Genomic DNA, 15,991 nt, shown 5'->3' with positions numbered 1-15,991 from the left:
CCACGAAAGACGTCATTCGTGCAGCACGCAACAGTTTGTTTTGTTTCATGTTTCCTCCAGTTCGGTGCCGGCCGGAGCCAGCGTAGCGCGATCTTGTAGCGCGGCTGAAACGGCTGCTCGCGAGCGCGTCGTAGTCCGCGTCTATCGAATCGACGAGGAAAATATCGCTCGCCTCATCGCGATGGCCGAAGAACGGGTTTCCAATGGCGGGGGGATGGCTTGAGGTGCGGTCACTAGCGGAACGCTTCTTTGCCGGAGTAATGCATCCACTACTCCGGACTTCCAAACCTGCGATTAGAAGGCGTGGTACATGCCAACGTTGACTTGAATCTGGTTGCCGCCCGATGCGGTGTTACCGAAGTCAGCAGCCGAAGCCTGAGCGCCCAAAGCATGGACGTAGGCACCCATGGCGTAGAGCGAGGTGCTCTTCGACAGCGCGTACGTAGCACCCAGCGACACCTGGTTGATCGAAGCCATCGTATGGCCCTGAGCGGCTTGCTCGGGCGTGGCCGCCGAACCATAGACGTACGTGTATTCAGCATCCAGCGCAAGCGCCGGAGTTACCTGATACTGCAGAAGGCCGGCCAGCACGTTGAAGTGGATCGACGGTTGGCCATCGAAACCCTGGTACTGGGCGTTCGAGTACCGCAGGCCAGCCGTGTACTGACCAAACTGGTATTGGCCAGCGATTTGAGCGATGCCCGCGCTCTTGAACGCATTACCACCGTTGTAACCCGAGCTCGGATAGCCCAGGGCACCGCCGAACGACGGTTGTGCCGTTGCGTTTTCCCAACCGTTCGCACCTTGGTTGACAGCACGGAAGTAACCGCCAGCGGCCGTCAGACCACCTTGAGCGTAGTCCGCGGCGACCGACCACGATTGACCCGAACCCGTAGCACCGGCAACACCGCCGAAGGAGTACGCGCCTTCAACCTGGAAGCCGTTGAAGATCGGCGAAATGTATTTGACGGCGTTGTTCTGGTTCGTCGTGTTGTCGTTGTTGTCAACGTCGCCCGGGGTCGAGAATGCCGACGCCGAAATGCCGTCGCCCGTCAGGCCTTGAACCATTTCCGTGACAGCGTCAAGCTGGCGACCCAAACGCACCGTACCATACTGGTCCGAGGCGAGGCCTACGTAGGCTTGACGGTTGAAAAGCGAACGCGAGGATCCAATGGGACCCTGGCCGCCGATGCCGCCGGTAGCAATGTTGAACCCGTTTTCGAGTTTGAAGACTGCCTTGAGGCCGCCGCCGAGATCTTCCTGACCCTTGAGACCCCACTTGTTCGAGCCTGCGGCACCGCCGGCAAGGCCAACTTCCTTGTGACCACCGACGTTCGAGGTATAGCTGATACCTGCGTCGAGCATGCCATACAGGGTGACCGACGACTGTGCCATTGCTGCCGAGGATGCCGCGAAAGCTGCAACAGCGATAACGCTGACTTTGATTTTGTGGTTTCTCATCTGTATTTCACTGCCAGGAATAATTTTTGGATTGGTTGGGGTTTTGTTTTATTCAACTGCAGATGACGGTGCACATCTGCGCGCCGTCTCAAGACGGCGCGGCCAGCGTCCTATTCGCGCCAGCAGCAGATGAGGATCCATCACTTCGTCATCCTTACAACTTCATACAGAAAAGCACCGGCCGTCTCGACCTATCCGGCACTATCCCGATTAAAACAACCGCGGTGTCCCGACTCAGGCGACAACCGCTTCCTCTGCGTACGGGGCGACTTCCGAGCGCGTCTTGCCCATAGGCAAGCGCACGGGAATCGATTCGAGCCGAAGTCCTCCGGCCGTATTCGTGAGTCCGGCGAAGAGATTCGCCGAATCCGCGAAGCCGAAAAACTCCAGCCGGTCGCCGCGCTTGACCGAACGTTCCTCCGATGGCGCTTCGACGAAGTGCTGCATCGTCACGCCCAACGCCCGCAATGCCCGAGAGCGAAGTCAGCGAGGGTGAAGCCAGATCATGCCCAGCCGCTGGCGCAGCCGGATCCTGCCTTCAACTTGGGGGGAACCATATCAGGAACGAAAATTGTCGTCAAAAATTGTTTGATATAAGTAAATCTCGTCTGATACCCTTGCGCCTTCCTGAAATTTCCCTTATATGAACCGACGCCAAACCAGCGCGTGAGCGAGATCCGCGCCGCCACTGTGGTGGACGATCGGGCAAAAATGAAACTGTAAACTTGGTGCCCGCGCGGTCCGCAGACAGTCCGAGAAGGAGACACGGCATCACCTGATGCCGTAGGCGCGGACAAATGCCAGCCCTTCGTACTCACGCAGCAGCCGTTGGCTACGCTACCGCCTCGATACCTACGACCAGTTGGGTATTCACGAAGAGGCTCTGTCGCATCTGGAAATACGACCCACAGGGACGATTCTCCCGCCCGAGGCGCGTCTGTACCCGGGGATGGGCTTCTCCCCTGAGCAGATAGCGGCGCACCGTGTTGCGCGATAAACCCGTTTGCCGCGCCATCCCCCGTACCGCCGTTCCCCTTCTTGCCAATACCTTGATTTCCGCTGCTCGCTCCTGAGCCAGCATCGGCGGCAAAAAGCCGCCATCCGCTCCCAGGCGGGTCAGGTTTACATCAACGCTAGCCCGCGGCGCGAACCCGTTTGTTTTTCAAGCTGTTGAAGAAGCTGTCGGCCAGCTTGCGCTGGAATTCGTGGCTCGCGTACTGGGCAAGAGTGGTGCTCCCCCACCTGAAGCGGGTGGTTCTTGCACTGCCGGTCGTCGCTACCCTGCTGTTCGCAGGTCGTTGCCGCTGGAGACAGGCAGCCACGCCGGCGGGGTTCCCTGCCGGATTTTCGCGAACATAAAGCATGAATGGCCGGCTTCCAGAGCCGAAGCCACGCAAAGGAACATGCATGACTGCTTCTTCCAGGGCATCCGCCGCCGGTGAATTCGACTATCTCGTGATTGGCGCAGGCTCGGCCGGTTGTGCAGTCGCCGGGCGCCTCGCCGAAACGCCCACCACCAGCGTGGCCGTCATCGAAAGCGGCGGCCCCGACGACCACTATCTGATCTGGACGCCGGTCGGTCTCGCCAAAACCGTCGTCAAGCCTGGCCCTTACAACTATGGATACAACAGCGAGCCCCAGGCGGCGCTCGGCGGACGTACCAATTACCAGCCCCGCCGTCGCGTGCTGGGCGGATCATCGTCGCTGAACGGCATGGTCTATATCCGCGGGCACCAGAGGGATTACGACGACTGGGCGGCGCTTGGCTGTCACGGCTGGAGCTTCGAGGATGTGCTGCCTTATTTCCTGCGCAGCGAGAATAACCCGCGCTTCGCGGGCACGGGAAATCCGTGGCACGGCACCGATGGCCCGCTCTACGTCAACGATCTTCGCTCTCCCAACCCCTTTGCGCAGTCTTTCCTCAAGGCCGCCACGCAAGCCGGCCACAAGCTCAACGACGACTTCAACGGCGCCGACCAGGAAGGGTTCGGCTACTACCAGGTCACGCAGCACAACGGCGAGCGATGGAACGCCGCGCGCGCGTATTTGCACCGGGGCAAGACCACCGATGGACGCTACAACGGCGGCCGCCCGAACCTGCATGTCATGACGGGTGCGCAGGCGTTGCGCATCGTGTTCGAAGGACGGCGCGCGGTAGGCGTGGTCGTCGCGCGCGACGGCGTCGAGCAGGTGCTGCGCGCGCGGCGCGAGGTGATCGTATCGGGCGGCGTGTTCAATTCGCCGCAACTGCTGCTCGCTTCAGGCATCGGGCCGGCCGGGCAGTTGCGCGCGCTTGGCATCGACGTGCGCCAGGATCTGCCGGGAGTCGGCGAGAATCTGCAGGATCATCTCGACATCGTTATCAATACGCAGCTCGACAGCACCGATCTGTTCGGCGCCACGCTGCGTGGCGGTCTGCGTCTGTTCAAGGAAATGCGGCGCTACCGGCGCGACCGCACAGGCATGTTGAGCTCGAACTTCGTGGAGGCGGGGGCTTTCGTGAAAAGCCGGCCCGAGCTAGAACGTCCCGATCTCAATCTCGTGTTCACCGTCGCGCTGATCGGCAACCGCAACATGGGCAGCCGCCGCAAGCTCGGCCATGGCTACTCCGGGCATATCTGCGTGCTGCGGCCCGAAAGCCGTGGCTCCGTGCGCCTGCACTCACCCGACATGCGCGACGCACCGCGGATCGACACGCAACTGATGACGGCGCCGCGCGACATGGAAACGCTCATCGCCGGCATCCATATCATGCGCGACGTGTTCAACCAGCCCGCGCTCAGGAGTCTCGGCGGCCGTGAAATGAAGAGCGAGAGTTTCGCGGACGAAGCGAGCCTGCGCGAGTTCGTGCGCGCTCACGCGGATTGCCTCTACCACCCTGTTGGCACCTGCAAGATGGGCGCCGCTAACGATCGCCTCGCAGTGGTCGACCCGACGCTTCGCGTGCATGGCTTCGACGGCCTGCGTGTGGTCGATTGCTCGATCATGCCGACGCTGATCGGAGGCAATACCAATGCGCCCGCAATGATGATCGGCGAGAAAGCGGCCGACATGATCCGCGCCGCCGCGCATTGACTCCCCAACTGCGACCGGCGAAAAGAATAGGGACTTTGACATGAATCACCCGAACCATCCGATAGATTTCGAAGCAGCCGGCGGCGCACTGCCTGCCACGGCCGCAACGATTGCCGCGCACGAAACCGCCCGGCTCGACTTGCCCGAGGACGATCCTCACGAAATACTCGACGCCCAGCGCGGCTTCGTCGCCACGATTCCCGACGCCGAGATTCGCGGCGAATACGATCAACTCGTCTGGAGCCTTGCCGACTACGCATTCCTCGACGAGGCGACGGCACCCGTCACCGCGAACCCCGCGTTATGGCGCCACGCCCGGCTCAATACGCTGCACGGCCTGTTCAAGGTAACCGAACGCATCTGGCAGGTCCGTGGATTCGATGTCTCGAACGTCACGTTCATCGAGGGAGAGAGCGGACTGATCGTCATCGATCCGCTCACGTGCAAGGAGACGGCCGCGGCGGCACTCGATCTCTATTTCACGCATCGGCCACGGCGGCCCGTCGTCGCCGTCATCTACAGCCACAGCCACGCGGATCACTTCGGCGGCGTGCGCGGCGTGGTCAGTGAGGCCGACGTCGCGGCGGGCAAGGCTGCGATCATCGCGCCGGCCGGCTTCATGGAAGAAGCGATCTCCGAAAACGTAATGGCTGGCACGGCCATGGCGCGCCGCGCGCAGTTCCAGTTCGGCCACACGCTCGCACGCAATGCCTGCTGCCAGATCGACGCGGGCATGGGCAAGAGCATCCCGCGCGGCACGATCACGTTGATTGCGCCCACGCAACTGATTCGCGAAGCCACCGAAACGCACGTGATCGACGGCGTGGAGATCGTGTTTCAGCTCACCCCCGAAAGCGAAGCGCCCGCCGAAATGCATTTCTGGTTTCCCGCCGAGCGCGCGCTCAATCTCGCCGAGAACGGCACGCGTTCGCTGCACAACCTGTGTCCGCTGCGCGGCGCGCAGGTGCGCAACGCGCAGTTATGGTCGCGTTATCTTGGCGACTCGCTGGAGCGTTACGGACGCGAGGCCGAGGTTGTGTTCGCGCAACACAACTGGCCGACCTGGGGCAACGCGCGCATCGTCAATTATCTTGAGGCGCAGCGCGATCTCTACAAATTCCTGCACGACCAGACCGTGCGGATGATGAATCGCGGCCTGACGGCTGTGGAAATCGCCGAGCAGATTCGCCTGCCCGACGCGCTGCGCGGCAGATGGCACACACGCGGTTACTACGGAACGCTTTCACACAACGTCAAGGCCATCTATCAGTACTATTTGAGCTGGTACGACGGGAACCCGGCCAATCTTCACGCACTGCCCCCCGAGATGGCGGCACCGCGCTACGTCGAATACATGGGAGGCCCGCAGGCCATGCTCGAACGCGCACACGCCGATTTCGAGCGCGGCGAATATCGCTGGGTCGCACAGGTCATGAATCATCTCGTGTTTGCGCAGCCGGATCTGCGCGAGGCACGCGAACTGGGTGCCGCGGCGCTCGAACAGATGGGCTATCAGGCCGAGTCGGCAACGTGGCGCAACGCGTTCCTGCTCGGTGCGCGCGAACTGCGGCATGGGCGCAACGCGTCGACCCAGTTCAGCAATCGCAGCCGGGACATGGTGTGCGCCATCACCGAAACGATGTTCTTCGACTATCTGGCAGTGCGCGTCGACGGACTCAAGGCACAGCATCTAAGGATGCGGATTTCGTGGCTTTTCACCGATCTTCAGCGGCGCTTCGTGCTCAATCTTCAGCATGGCGCGCTTACGTGGCTGGACTCAAGTGCGAATGCGCCGGTCGATCTTCACGTATCGATGTCAAGACAGACGCTGAATCGCATCCTCTGCGGCGAAACCGGTTTTCGCGACGCCCTGGCGGCGCGCGATATCCAGCTCGAAGGCAAGACTGCACTATTCCGTGAACTGCTCGAATCGCTAGATCAATTCGACGGCGATTTCAACGTCGTCGAGCCTTGAGCGATTGCGCGGCGAGCAAGTCCGGGCAGCTCGTCGCGCGTCAGAACCTGTGCCGTGTCCCGACGCTCACACTCACGGTTGTACCGATCGCTTCGTATCGCGGGTAGCGGCAACCTTCGGCCAGATCATGGTCAATGAGCGCCCCTGAAATTTCGCCTTTCATGAGGAACACGCTGGTGCCGTCAGCCCGCGAGGGGCCGCCTCTTTCCGCGTTTCCTTGGCAGATAGGCAGCCTGAATTCATTCCATTTATCCCGGTCCAAATCGCGATTCGCGTTTTGCTCTATCGGCTAGGCTTCTGCTTGCTGTTTTGGCCGGTGGCCACGCCGTTCGAGCTCTTCGAGCAGGATGGGTGCGCCGAGACTCATGCTATGGATGCCCATCGTCACCACGCCTTGCAGCACCGCAACGATTTCCTCGGGTGTCGCGCCCAGATCGAGCGCGCGCCGTATATGCCGGCGCACACCCGGCGCATACATGTGCGTGCAAGCGGCGTTGACCGCGATGGAGAGGAACTCGATCGTCTTGGGGTCGAGTACCTCGTGCGGCACGACGGCCAGCGCCATGAACTGCTCGGTCCACGCCGCGTCGAGTTGGGCGAATGGATCCCAGAGCGGGTTCCAGGCGCCGCTCTGGCGCATTGCGTCGCAAACCGGCGTGGCCGGATCCTCGGAATGAGTGTCTATGGTCATGCGTATGTCCTCGTTCTGGCGGGCATGCTCCTGCGCGCGCCCGCCGGGTCTTTGTCTCGGGCATAGGTCTGCGGGCTTGCCGACCTGCCGGCGCAACCATTCCCCCTACTCCCCAATAGGCCGCTGCACGGAGAGCTTGCTGGTCACCGATTTCACACCAGGCACGGTCTTCGCGACGCCGATCACGGTTTCGATCTGGCTGGCTTCCGTGACCGAGCCGTTGAGCGTCACAGCGCCATCGCGCGCCACGACGCTGATGCTCCCAGCCTCGATCTCCTTGCGCTTCGCGAGCGCGGCATACACTTTGCGACTCAACGCGCGGTTCGCCTTGCGCATCTCCTTCGCTGTAGATGCGGCAGGCGCCGCCGATGCCCCCACCGTCTCGCTGCCCTGTGCCCAGACGCCCGCTGGCGTGCTTGCAAGCAAGGCGGCAATCGACGCAGTCATGCAAATATGCAGGAATCCTATTTTATTCATCGAAATGCTCCTGTTGGCCGATCGCGAAATCAGAAGGTATGGCGAATGCCAAGCATCGCTGCAGTGGTCGAAACGCCGGGTGCGACGGGCTCGCCATAGGTAATCGTCTGGTTCATGGTGCCGTGGTTCGCGACGTATCCCACCTGTGCGTAAAGCAGGGTCCGCTTGGATAAGCCGTACTCCGCCCCGAGCGCGTATTCGCTCGAATGGTTCGTCGAGTTGTTGCGATCCTTCAGATAATAGAAACCCGACGTGACTTTCAAGAAAGGCGTGAACTGATAGCCGATACCGCCCGAAATCATTTCATAGTCGGCCTGCGCCGCGTTCGACGGATTCTTGCCGATGCCGTAGGAAGCCGAGATCGAAAGCGAGTGGAACGTGTATTTGGCGCCCAGATAGTAGAAGCGGTTGTTGTCGAGTCCGGTGGCGGACACGGTGGCCGGCAGGTTCGTATCGTGGGCGTTGTAGTAGACCGCGGCAAGGTTCAGGCCGTAGTTCGAATACTTGAGCACGGCCGACTCGCGCGTGCCGCCCTGAATTTGCCCCGGCACTCCGCCCGGCGCATATTCGAGGCCGGCCGACACGCCGTAAAACTTCGGCGACTGATAGACGATCGCATTGCTGTCGTACAGCGCGCCAATCGGCACGTTCGTGTTCGTGCCGTTCCAGTTCGCCGCCTGGTTCAAGCCGAGCCACGCGCTCAGAATGCTGCCGAAGTACTGCGCCGAGCGCACGTCGGTGTCCGCCATGGCGTAGATCATGGGCGTGAACTGCCGCCCAAAATCGATCGAGCCGAATGGCCCCGAAACGCCAATGGTGGTCTGCTGGTTGAACACGGCCGTGCCGCCGGTCGTGTCCGCGAGGCCGAGCTTGCCGTTGCCGCTGTTGAACACGCCTTGCAGCCGGAAATTGACCTTGTAGCCGCCGCCGATATCCTCGACACCCTTGATGCCCCAGAAGCTGGAATAAACGCCCGCGTCCTTCAATGCGAAAACGTGGCCCAGATTCTTCGCGCTCGACGCGAACGATGCAGCTGCTGTGCTCTGATAGAACAGGCCCGTATCGATGGCGCCATATAGCGTCACCGACGATTGCGCCTGGGCCGTGCCTGCCGTGACCGCGAGTACGGCCACGACGCTCAACTTCCGTTTCATGCTGTCTCCTCCAAACTGTTGTCAAGGCCGCTTCCTGCTTTTCGGGCTTGTTGTCTTCCTTGTATTCAACGGCTTGCTGATTTCTTGTTGTTGTTCTTTTCTTGTCTTGTCGTGGTTTCCTCCTTCACGCGCCGCCGGTTGCCGCCGCAGCGCTTAGACTTCGCGCTGCGCCGCCTCCCTGCGCGCGAGGTCGCCCCGATAGTGCCGCTTGCCAAACGCGAACAGCAGCGCAGCGCCGAGCGCCGCGAACGGTATCAATTGCAGCGCTATATACAGTCCCATGCGGTCCGCGATCATGCCGGCGACGAGCGGGCCGGCGGCCAGGCCGAGCAGGTTGTTGGCGAGCGCCCAGAGCGCCATCGCCGTCGCGTGAATCGAGGGCGGCGTGAGTTCGGCTACGAGCGCGCCCGTCGGGCCGCACACGCCCGGTGCGAAGAACATGCCGACACCGATCAGCACGAGCTGCAACGGCCCCGACTGCAGGTGAAACGCCGTGCCGAGCGCCACGAACGCGCACGTGCAATACACCACGGCCATGGTCCATTTGCGCATCGCCTGGCGGCGGCTGATGCGATCGGTCAGGATGCCGCACAGCACCATGCCCAGCCCGGATGTCAACACGAAGACGGCGGCCAGCACGCTCGCGCGGTCGAGCCGCATCGCATAGCCGCGCACGAGGTAACTCGGCAGCCACGCGAACAGCGCGCCCGGAAGAATCAATTGAACGCCGCAGCCCACGTAAGCAAAACCGACCGACTTTGACGCGAACAACGCGCGCGCCAGGCCTCGCGGCGTGAAGCGAGGCCTGGCGACGCGTGCGGGGCCTGCCGCCGCGAGTGCACGCTCGGGCGCAAGGCGCCGCTCGGTCACAACCAGCCGATAGATCATGGCGAGCACGAGACCGAACACCGCCATCGTGGCGAACGACCAGCGCCAGCCGAAATGCGCGGCCACGATGCCGCTCAACGCCATGCCGAGCATGGAGCCAAACGATCCGCCGGCGAGGAAGGAGCCCGAGAGCGTTGCGCGCAGATGCGACGGGAATACGCTGAGCACCACCGCGAGGCCCACGCTCCCGTATGCGGCCTCTCCTACGCCCACAAAGAAGCGCGCAGCGAACATCTGTCCGTAGTTGGCCGATACCGCGCAGCCGAGCGTGGCGAAACTCCACAGCACGGCCATGAGGATGAGACTCCTCACGCGCCCCCAACGATCCGCGAGCAGCGAGAGCGGAAAGGTCAAGAGGCCCACCATCACTGCCACCACACTACTCAGCGATCCTAACTGTGTATCCGTGAGCAGCCATTGGGCCTTGAGCAACGGAAAAACGGCGTTGAGCACCTGGCGCGACATGTAATCGGCCAGCAACAGGCCGAAGGTCAGTGCGAAGACACACCAGGCATAGGCCCGGGATACGGACGGAGCGCCCGCGTGGGCGTCTCCCAGCGCGACAGTCGCTTGCATTCCCACTTTCGTCTCCTTGAATATTTATTGGTGCGGCCGAGCCCTCGGGCAAACCTCAGGCAAACCCTCGCGCGAACGCGTCAGGTATCGCGACGCATCAGGCTGAAGTTCTGTCCCGTCGGCCCCGGCTCGGGCTGCGTCGCGAGGAACAGCGCAAGCGGCGCGACGTCCTCGGGCGACTTGGCCCACTCGCCTTCGAAGGTGTTGCGCGCCATCTGGTCGCCGGTCATCTGCGTGACCACGGGGCCAGGAATCAGTTGATTGACGCTGATGCCGTGCTGCGCCAGCTCCTGGGCGAGCACACGCGTGAGCATCCAGAGTCCGGCCTTCGAGCAGGCGTAGTCGGAGACGCCCGCGATGCCGCGCTGCCCGAGACCTGAACCCACCGCGATGACCTTGCCGCCACCGCGTCGCTTGAGCGCCGGCACGGCGGCCTTGGCGCAGTGATAGGCGCCAATGAGATTCACCTCGATCGTCGTGCGCCACGTTTGCTGGTCGCTCGCCTCGACCGACTGCTGGGCGCCGCCCACCCCCGCGTTGATCACGACGATATCTAGCCCGCCGAACGCTTCCTCGGCCTCGCGCACCATGCGCTCGACGCTCTCGAAGTCCGCCACGTCCGTGCACACGGCGATTGCTCGCCCGCCCTCGGCGCAAATCTGCGCGGCCGTCTCCTGCACCTGCCCCATCGAGCGCGCCGCGCAGCACACCGCCGCGCCCTGCCGCGCGTAGGCGAGCGCGATGGCCCGGCCGATTCCTCTGCCCGCGCCGGTCACGATGGCGACCTTGCCGCGCAGTTGCGAATCTCGCGTCTGCATTGTTGTCTCCGAATAGGTATTTTTTATTAGCTCTTGTGGGGGCAGACGTCAGCCCGTCTGCGCCGCGGGCTGGACTTCGCTCACGCGCTGGCGCAGCACCGCGCGCAAGTCCTCGCCGTAGCCGGTGAGCGCGCCACCATCGACGGCGAGCAATTGCCCCGTGATGAGATCGGCACGCTCGCTCGCGAGAAAACATACCGCCTCGCCGATGTCCTCCGGCGCGCAAAAGCGTCCGAGCGGCACGACGCGCTCGACGATCGCCGCGCGCCGCTCGGGCGTGGCGTAGGTCTCGATAGCCGGGGTAAGGATGCCGCCGGGGCAGACGGCGTTGACGTTGATGCGCAGGTCCGCGAGCTCCCAGGCGAGATGGCGCGTGAGGCCCGTGACCGCGTGCTTCGAAGCGGTGTACTCGACACTGCTGAAGAACGCCATGCGCATGCCCGCAATCGAATCGATGTTGACGATCTTGCCCTTGCCGCGCGCCGTCATGGCCGGCAGCACCGCCTGGCAGCAGAACAGGATGCCTTTGGCGTTCACGTCCATCACGCGGTCCCAGTTTTCCTCGGTGACGTCGTGCATGAACGAAGCGGTGCCGCCCACGCCCGCGTTGTTCACGAGGATGTCGATAGCGCCGAACGCCTCCAGCGTTTGCCCGGCCATGGCTTGCGCGTCGGCCTTCTTCGAGACGTCGGCGCGAATCGCGAGCGCCTTCGCGCCGGACGCGACGAGCGCCGCCGCCACGTGCTGCGCGGCGTCGAAGTCGCGGTCCGCGACCGCGATGCGCGCGCCCTCGCGCGCCATGACGCGCGCGATGCCAACGCCTGCACCACGGCCGGCGCCGGTGACGATTGCTGCCTTGCCTTCCAGCTCCATCGCGTTCTCCTCGCGAAAGTGCAGCGGGTCCGGCACCCGCTCGCGCGCCTTGAGGCGAGGCGCGCGAGCGGGTGGGGGTCAGACGTGGCGCGACGCGTCCAGCGTGTCTTGCGGCTCGCCCTGCCTGAATGCATCGTTTGCCACGGCACGCGCCGCCGCACGCCGCACGAGCGCGGCGATAAGATCGTCGGCGCCAGGCCATTCGCCGAACCCGCTGGCCGGATTCAGGTGGCCGACATTGCCGAGATCGACCACCTCGCTGCGCCACGCCCGCGCGAGTTCGAGCACGCGCTCGTAGCGGGCGAGCGGATCGTTGCGGCTCGCCGCGACGATCGAGGCGAACGGCAGCGGCGCGCGCGGCACCGGCAGCCATCCACTCGCGTCGAGCGCTTCGAGCGTCGGATAGCCGTCGGGCATCGGCGCTTCGAAGTCCGGCGGCGCCGCCAGCAGCGCCCCGGCGATCGTGCGCGGATAGCGGCGCGCCCAGTGCGCGATCATCACGCAGCCGCCGCTGTGCGCCACGACGATCACGGGCGTCTCGATGCGCGCGACCACGGCTTCGATCGCCTCGACGCGCACCGCGCAATCGAGATCGTCGCGGCCCATGGGCGGCACGACGGCCACCGGCCGGTTCTGCGCGCGAAAACGCGCTTCGAGCAGCGTCTGCCAGTGCTGCGCGACGTGGTCGCGCAGCCCCGGAACGATGACGATGGTGGGCTCCTGGCGCATGATCCTCACGCCGCCGACTTCACGAGACCCAGACCCGCCGGCTTGCGGTTCGGCAGATAGCCGTTGGCCGCCAGCGTTTCATCGGCATCCTTATAGAAGGTGCCGATGCGATAGATCTCGCGCGCCTCCTTGCCCGACGCGACCTCGCGCCCCAGCTCGTGCGCCACGCGCACGCACTGTTCGATCTGCTCCACCGAGGTCATGCGCTGGCCATGCTGGCCGATGATCGTGTCCTCGATGCCGCAGCGTGGATGTAGGCCCATCGACATCGCCATCATGTTGAACGGCAGCACGTTCTTGAGCAGCGACTCCGCCGTGAGCGTGCAGCCTTGGGGGGCGCGGTGCACGAAGTTGAAGAAGTTGAACGGGTTCGGGCCGTCAAAGCCGCCGCCGATGCCGATCCACGTGAGATTCAGCGGTCCGCAATAAGCGCCCTTGCGCACGAGCCGCTCAAGCGTTTCCAGCGCATGCATACCCGTCAACTGGAAATGCGGCTGGATGCCCGAGGCCTGCAGGCGGCGCAGATGCTCCTCCAGCCACTGCGGCCCCGCGGGCACCGTCATTTCGCTGTAGGCGGCCTGCAGCGCCGGGTTCGCGAGCGAGGTGCCCTCCAGGTACTCGGGGTACAGCAGCTCCATGATGTTCATCTGCGTGGTGTTGATCGCCACGGTCACCTGGTCGGGCTTCGGCTCGAGTTCAGCGAGCATATGGCGCGTATCGTCCGAGAGCCACTTCGCCGCCTGGCCGTCGTCTTCCGGCGCGAACGAGATCGAGCCGCCCACCTGGATGATCATGTCGGGCACCGCCGCGCGCACGCCCGCAATCAGCTCGTTGAACTTCGAGAGGCGCTTGGAGCCCTTGCCGTCCAGCTCGCGCACATGCAGATGCAGCACGGTCGCGCCCGCGTTGTAGCAGTCCACGGCCTTTTGCACCTGCTCTTCCATCGTGACGGGAATGTCCTCGGGGAAGTCTTCAGGCATCCACTCCGGGCCATACGGCGCAACCGTGATGACCACCTTCTCCATATTCTCCGGATGCAGCGAATCGTCGAAAAATTGCATGTCGTCCTCCAGTGTCGAGTTCTAATGGGGGGTAGAGGCCAATCAATACGGCACGTCGCCGATGATCCCCGCGCGCTCCATCTTGCGGTGGCACGGCGGGTAGTCCATGACCGCGTAGTGCTGTGTGCTGCGGTTGTCCCAGATCGCCACGCTGTCCGGCCGCCAGCGCCAGCGCACCTGGTACTCGGGGATATACGCCTGGCTGATGAGGTACTGCAGCAGTTGCGCCGCGCCCGGGTTGCCGTCCTGGCCATAGCGCACGCGCGCGGGCGTGTGGTAGTTCACGAAGTCCGTGGTGAAGCCGTTCACGAACAGCGCCTTCTCCCCCGTCTCCGGGTGGGTGCGCACCACCGGATGCTCGGCGTCGGGGTACTGCGCCTTCAGCGCGAGGCGCTTCTCGATCGGCATGACCGCACCGAAGCTCGCCTGGATGCTATGGCTCGCGCGCAGTTCCGCGATCTCGTCCTTCACGTGCTGCGGCAGGTTCTCGTAGGCGAGCACCATGTTGGCCCACATGGTGTCGCCGCCCACCGGCGGGCATTCCACGCAGCGCAGCACCGCGCCCATCGGCGGGGCCGCGCGCCAGGTGGCGTCGGTGTGCCAGGCGTTCTCGTAGCGGTCGTTCGGCTGCTCGGGCGTCTTGTAGATCTGCACGAGGCCCGGATGATCGGGGTGGCTGCCCGCCACCGGATGATCCTCAAGTTCCCCGAACCGTCTGGCGAAAGCCACGTGCTCGGCACGCGTGAGCTGCTGGTCGCGCAGGAACAGCACCTTATGCTTGAGCAGCGCCGCCTTGATTTCCTCGAATAGACCGTCGTCGTGCACGGCATCGCCGAGACGAACGCCCACCAGTTCCGCGCCAATCGCGCAGGTCAGTTGCTCGACTCTCATGATGGCCGGCCTCAGATCGTGAAGACGGAAGAACCCGTCGTCCTGCGCGATTCAATGTCGTGGTGCGCCTGCACCGCGTCCTGCAGCGCATAGCGCTGGTTGATCTCGATCTTGATGCGCCCCGCCGCTACGTGGCCGAAGATCTCTGCGGCGAGCGCGGCCTTCTCGGCGGCGTCGGCGATGTAGTCGGCGAGCGCCGGGCGCGTGACGTAGAGCGAGCCCTTCATCGCGAGCATCTGCGGCTCGAATGCGGGCGCCTTGCCCGAAGCCGTGCCCACGCAGACGAGCAGGCCGCGGCGCTTGAGCGAGTCGAGCGACGCCATGAAGGTATCCTGGCCGACGCTGTCGTAGACCACGGAAACGCCTACGCCATCGGTCAGCTCGCGCACGCGCTTCGCGACGTCCTCGCTGCGGTAGAGGATCACGTGATCGCAGCCGTGCGCGCGGGCGACGGCCGCCTTCTCCTCGGTCGACACCGTGCCGATCACCGTCAGCCCGAGCAGCTTCGCCCACTGGCACACGATCAGGCCCACGCCGCCCGCCGCCGCATGCACGAGGATCGTCTCGCCGGCTTGCAGCGGCCAGATGCGACGCATGAGGTAGGCCGAGGTGAGACCGCGCATCGTCATGGCGGCCGCCGTTTCGCAGGCGATGGCGTCGGGCAGCTTGATGAGCGGCGCCGCCGGAATCAGCCGCTCGGTGCTGTAAGCGCCCAGTGTGTTCACGAAGCCGGTGTAGGTGACGCGGTCGCCCGGCACGATGTTGGTCACGCCCGCGCCCACCGCCTCCACCACGCCCGCCGCCTCCACGCCCATGCCCGCCGGCAGCGGCACCGGATAGAGGCCGGAGCGGAAATACGTGTCCGCGAAATTCAGGCCGACTGCTTCGTGGCGCAGCCGCACCTCTCCCGGACCGGGCGCGCCCACGTCCACCTCTTCCCAGCGCATCACTTCCGGCGCGCCGGTCTCGTGGAACCTGATCGCATGTGCCATCTTCTGTCTCCTTGTTGTTCCTGCTGCACCTGTTGATATCCCGTGGCGGCGCTCGGGTTGCTGCCCATGCGGCCCCATGCATCGGGATATCGTGTCTGAATTCATCGTAGGACGGGGCTACGCGCCGCGCGCCCTCCTTGCAGGAGGGGGAGCCTTACCCTACCTAACGCGCACAGAATTCTTACCCGGCTGCGACCCAATTGTCAGGACAGCCGCTGCCGTGCCTATAATCGTCCGACCGATACCCCGCGCCGCACGGCCTTGCCACGCGGCCCGGCCATGCGCGGCGCAACCGGTACGCGCCCCCTCCAGATCACCTCGCCGGCCCAA

General features: G+C 64.1%; 14 protein-coding genes and 2 pseudogenes. 3 read left to right on the top strand and 13 right to left on the bottom strand.

The genetic code is table 11. The annotated features are described in order from the left end of the window. Nucleotides 1-223, top strand: a 223-nt coding sequence (locus tag B0G62_RS31955; protein WP_208624243.1) for a hypothetical protein, incomplete at its 5' end; no start/stop codon positions are given. A gap of 71 nt (nt 224-294) precedes the next feature. Here the strand turns inward: B0G62_RS31955 and B0G62_RS23750 are convergent. The 3 genes and pseudogenes from B0G62_RS23750 to B0G62_RS23740 all read right to left on the bottom strand — a co-directional run. Further along, nucleotides 295-1,461 (bottom strand): porin, encoded by a 1,167-nt coding sequence (locus B0G62_RS23750; RefSeq protein WP_103706647.1) that lies wholly within the window; start codon nt 1,459-1,461, stop codon nt 295-297. 249 nt (nt 1,462-1,710) lie between these two features. Beyond that, nucleotides 1,711-1,963: pseudogene (locus tag B0G62_RS23745) on the bottom strand (DNA-binding protein); the annotation flags it as partial. Between the two features lie 408 nt (nt 1,964-2,371). After that, nucleotides 2,372-2,542: pseudogene (locus B0G62_RS23740) on the bottom strand (IS21 family transposase); the annotation flags it as partial. A 326-nt stretch (nt 2,543-2,868) separates the two neighbouring features. On the opposite strand from B0G62_RS23740, the gene B0G62_RS23735 reads away from it, so the two are divergent. After that, complete coding sequence (locus B0G62_RS23735) at nt 2,869-4,536, top strand: GMC family oxidoreductase (RefSeq protein ID WP_103706646.1); 1,668 nt, start codon at nt 2,869-2,871, stop codon at nt 4,534-4,536. A 40-nt stretch (nt 4,537-4,576) separates the two neighbouring features. Next, the gene (locus B0G62_RS23730; RefSeq protein ID WP_103706645.1) at nt 4,577-6,511 is read left to right on the top strand and encodes an alkyl/aryl-sulfatase; all 1,935 of its coding nucleotides are present in this window, start codon (nt 4,577-4,579) and stop codon (nt 6,509-6,511) included. 289 nt (nt 6,512-6,800) lie between these two features. Here the strand turns inward: B0G62_RS23730 and B0G62_RS23725 are convergent, their stop codons facing one another. The 10 genes from B0G62_RS23725 to B0G62_RS23680 form a co-directional block, all read right to left on the bottom strand. Continuing rightward, a complete protein-coding gene (locus B0G62_RS23725) occupies nt 6,801-7,202 on the bottom strand; it encodes a carboxymuconolactone decarboxylase family protein (RefSeq protein WP_103706644.1) in 402 nt (133 codons plus the stop codon). A 105-nt stretch (nt 7,203-7,307) separates the two neighbouring features. Next, nucleotides 7,308-7,679, bottom strand: coding sequence for a BON domain-containing protein (locus tag B0G62_RS23720; protein ID WP_244193351.1), 372 nt, complete (start codon nt 7,677-7,679; stop codon nt 7,308-7,310). A 29-nt stretch (nt 7,680-7,708) separates the two neighbouring features. Further along, on the bottom strand, nt 7,709-8,833 hold the full coding sequence (locus B0G62_RS23715; RefSeq protein WP_103706642.1) for a porin: 1,125 nt from the start codon (nt 8,831-8,833) through the stop codon (nt 7,709-7,711). A 153-nt stretch (nt 8,834-8,986) separates the two neighbouring features. Beyond that, the gene (locus B0G62_RS23710) at nt 8,987-10,297 is read right to left on the bottom strand and encodes an MFS transporter (RefSeq protein WP_103706641.1); all 1,311 of its coding nucleotides are present in this window, start codon (nt 10,295-10,297) and stop codon (nt 8,987-8,989) included. A gap of 80 nt (nt 10,298-10,377) precedes the next feature. After that, complete coding sequence (locus tag B0G62_RS23705) at nt 10,378-11,115, bottom strand: SDR family NAD(P)-dependent oxidoreductase (RefSeq protein ID WP_103706640.1); 738 nt, start codon at nt 11,113-11,115, stop codon at nt 10,378-10,380. A 48-nt stretch (nt 11,116-11,163) separates the two neighbouring features. After that, nucleotides 11,164-12,024, bottom strand: a complete 861-nt coding sequence (locus B0G62_RS23700) for an SDR family NAD(P)-dependent oxidoreductase (protein WP_244193350.1) — start codon at nt 12,022-12,024, stop codon at nt 11,164-11,166. 42 nt (nt 12,025-12,066) lie between these two features. After that, nucleotides 12,067-12,717: an RBBP9/YdeN family alpha/beta hydrolase gene (locus tag B0G62_RS23695; RefSeq protein WP_103706639.1), complete on the bottom strand. Its 651-nt coding sequence runs from the start codon at nt 12,715-12,717 to the stop codon at nt 12,067-12,069. 5 nt (nt 12,718-12,722) lie between these two features. Further along, nucleotides 12,723-13,778, bottom strand: a complete 1,056-nt coding sequence (locus tag B0G62_RS23690) for a beta-keto acid cleavage family enzyme (protein WP_103706638.1) — start codon at nt 13,776-13,778, stop codon at nt 12,723-12,725. 42 nt (nt 13,779-13,820) lie between these two features. Beyond that, entirely contained in the window at nt 13,821-14,669 is an 849-nt protein-coding gene (locus B0G62_RS23685) for a TauD/TfdA dioxygenase family protein (protein WP_103706637.1), read from the bottom strand. An 11-nt stretch (nt 14,670-14,680) separates the two neighbouring features. Further along, entirely contained in the window at nt 14,681-15,661 is a 981-nt protein-coding gene (locus B0G62_RS23680; protein ID WP_103706636.1) for a quinone oxidoreductase family protein, read from the bottom strand. Nucleotides 15,662-15,991 lie beyond the last annotated feature (330 nt).

Source organism: Paraburkholderia eburnea (genome assembly GCF_002917095.1).
Taxonomy (GTDB): domain Bacteria; phylum Pseudomonadota; class Gammaproteobacteria; order Burkholderiales; family Burkholderiaceae; genus Paraburkholderia; species Paraburkholderia eburnea.
The sequence above is the reverse complement of the archived record's forward strand: the minus strand, read 5'-3'. Positions and strand labels throughout refer to the sequence as shown.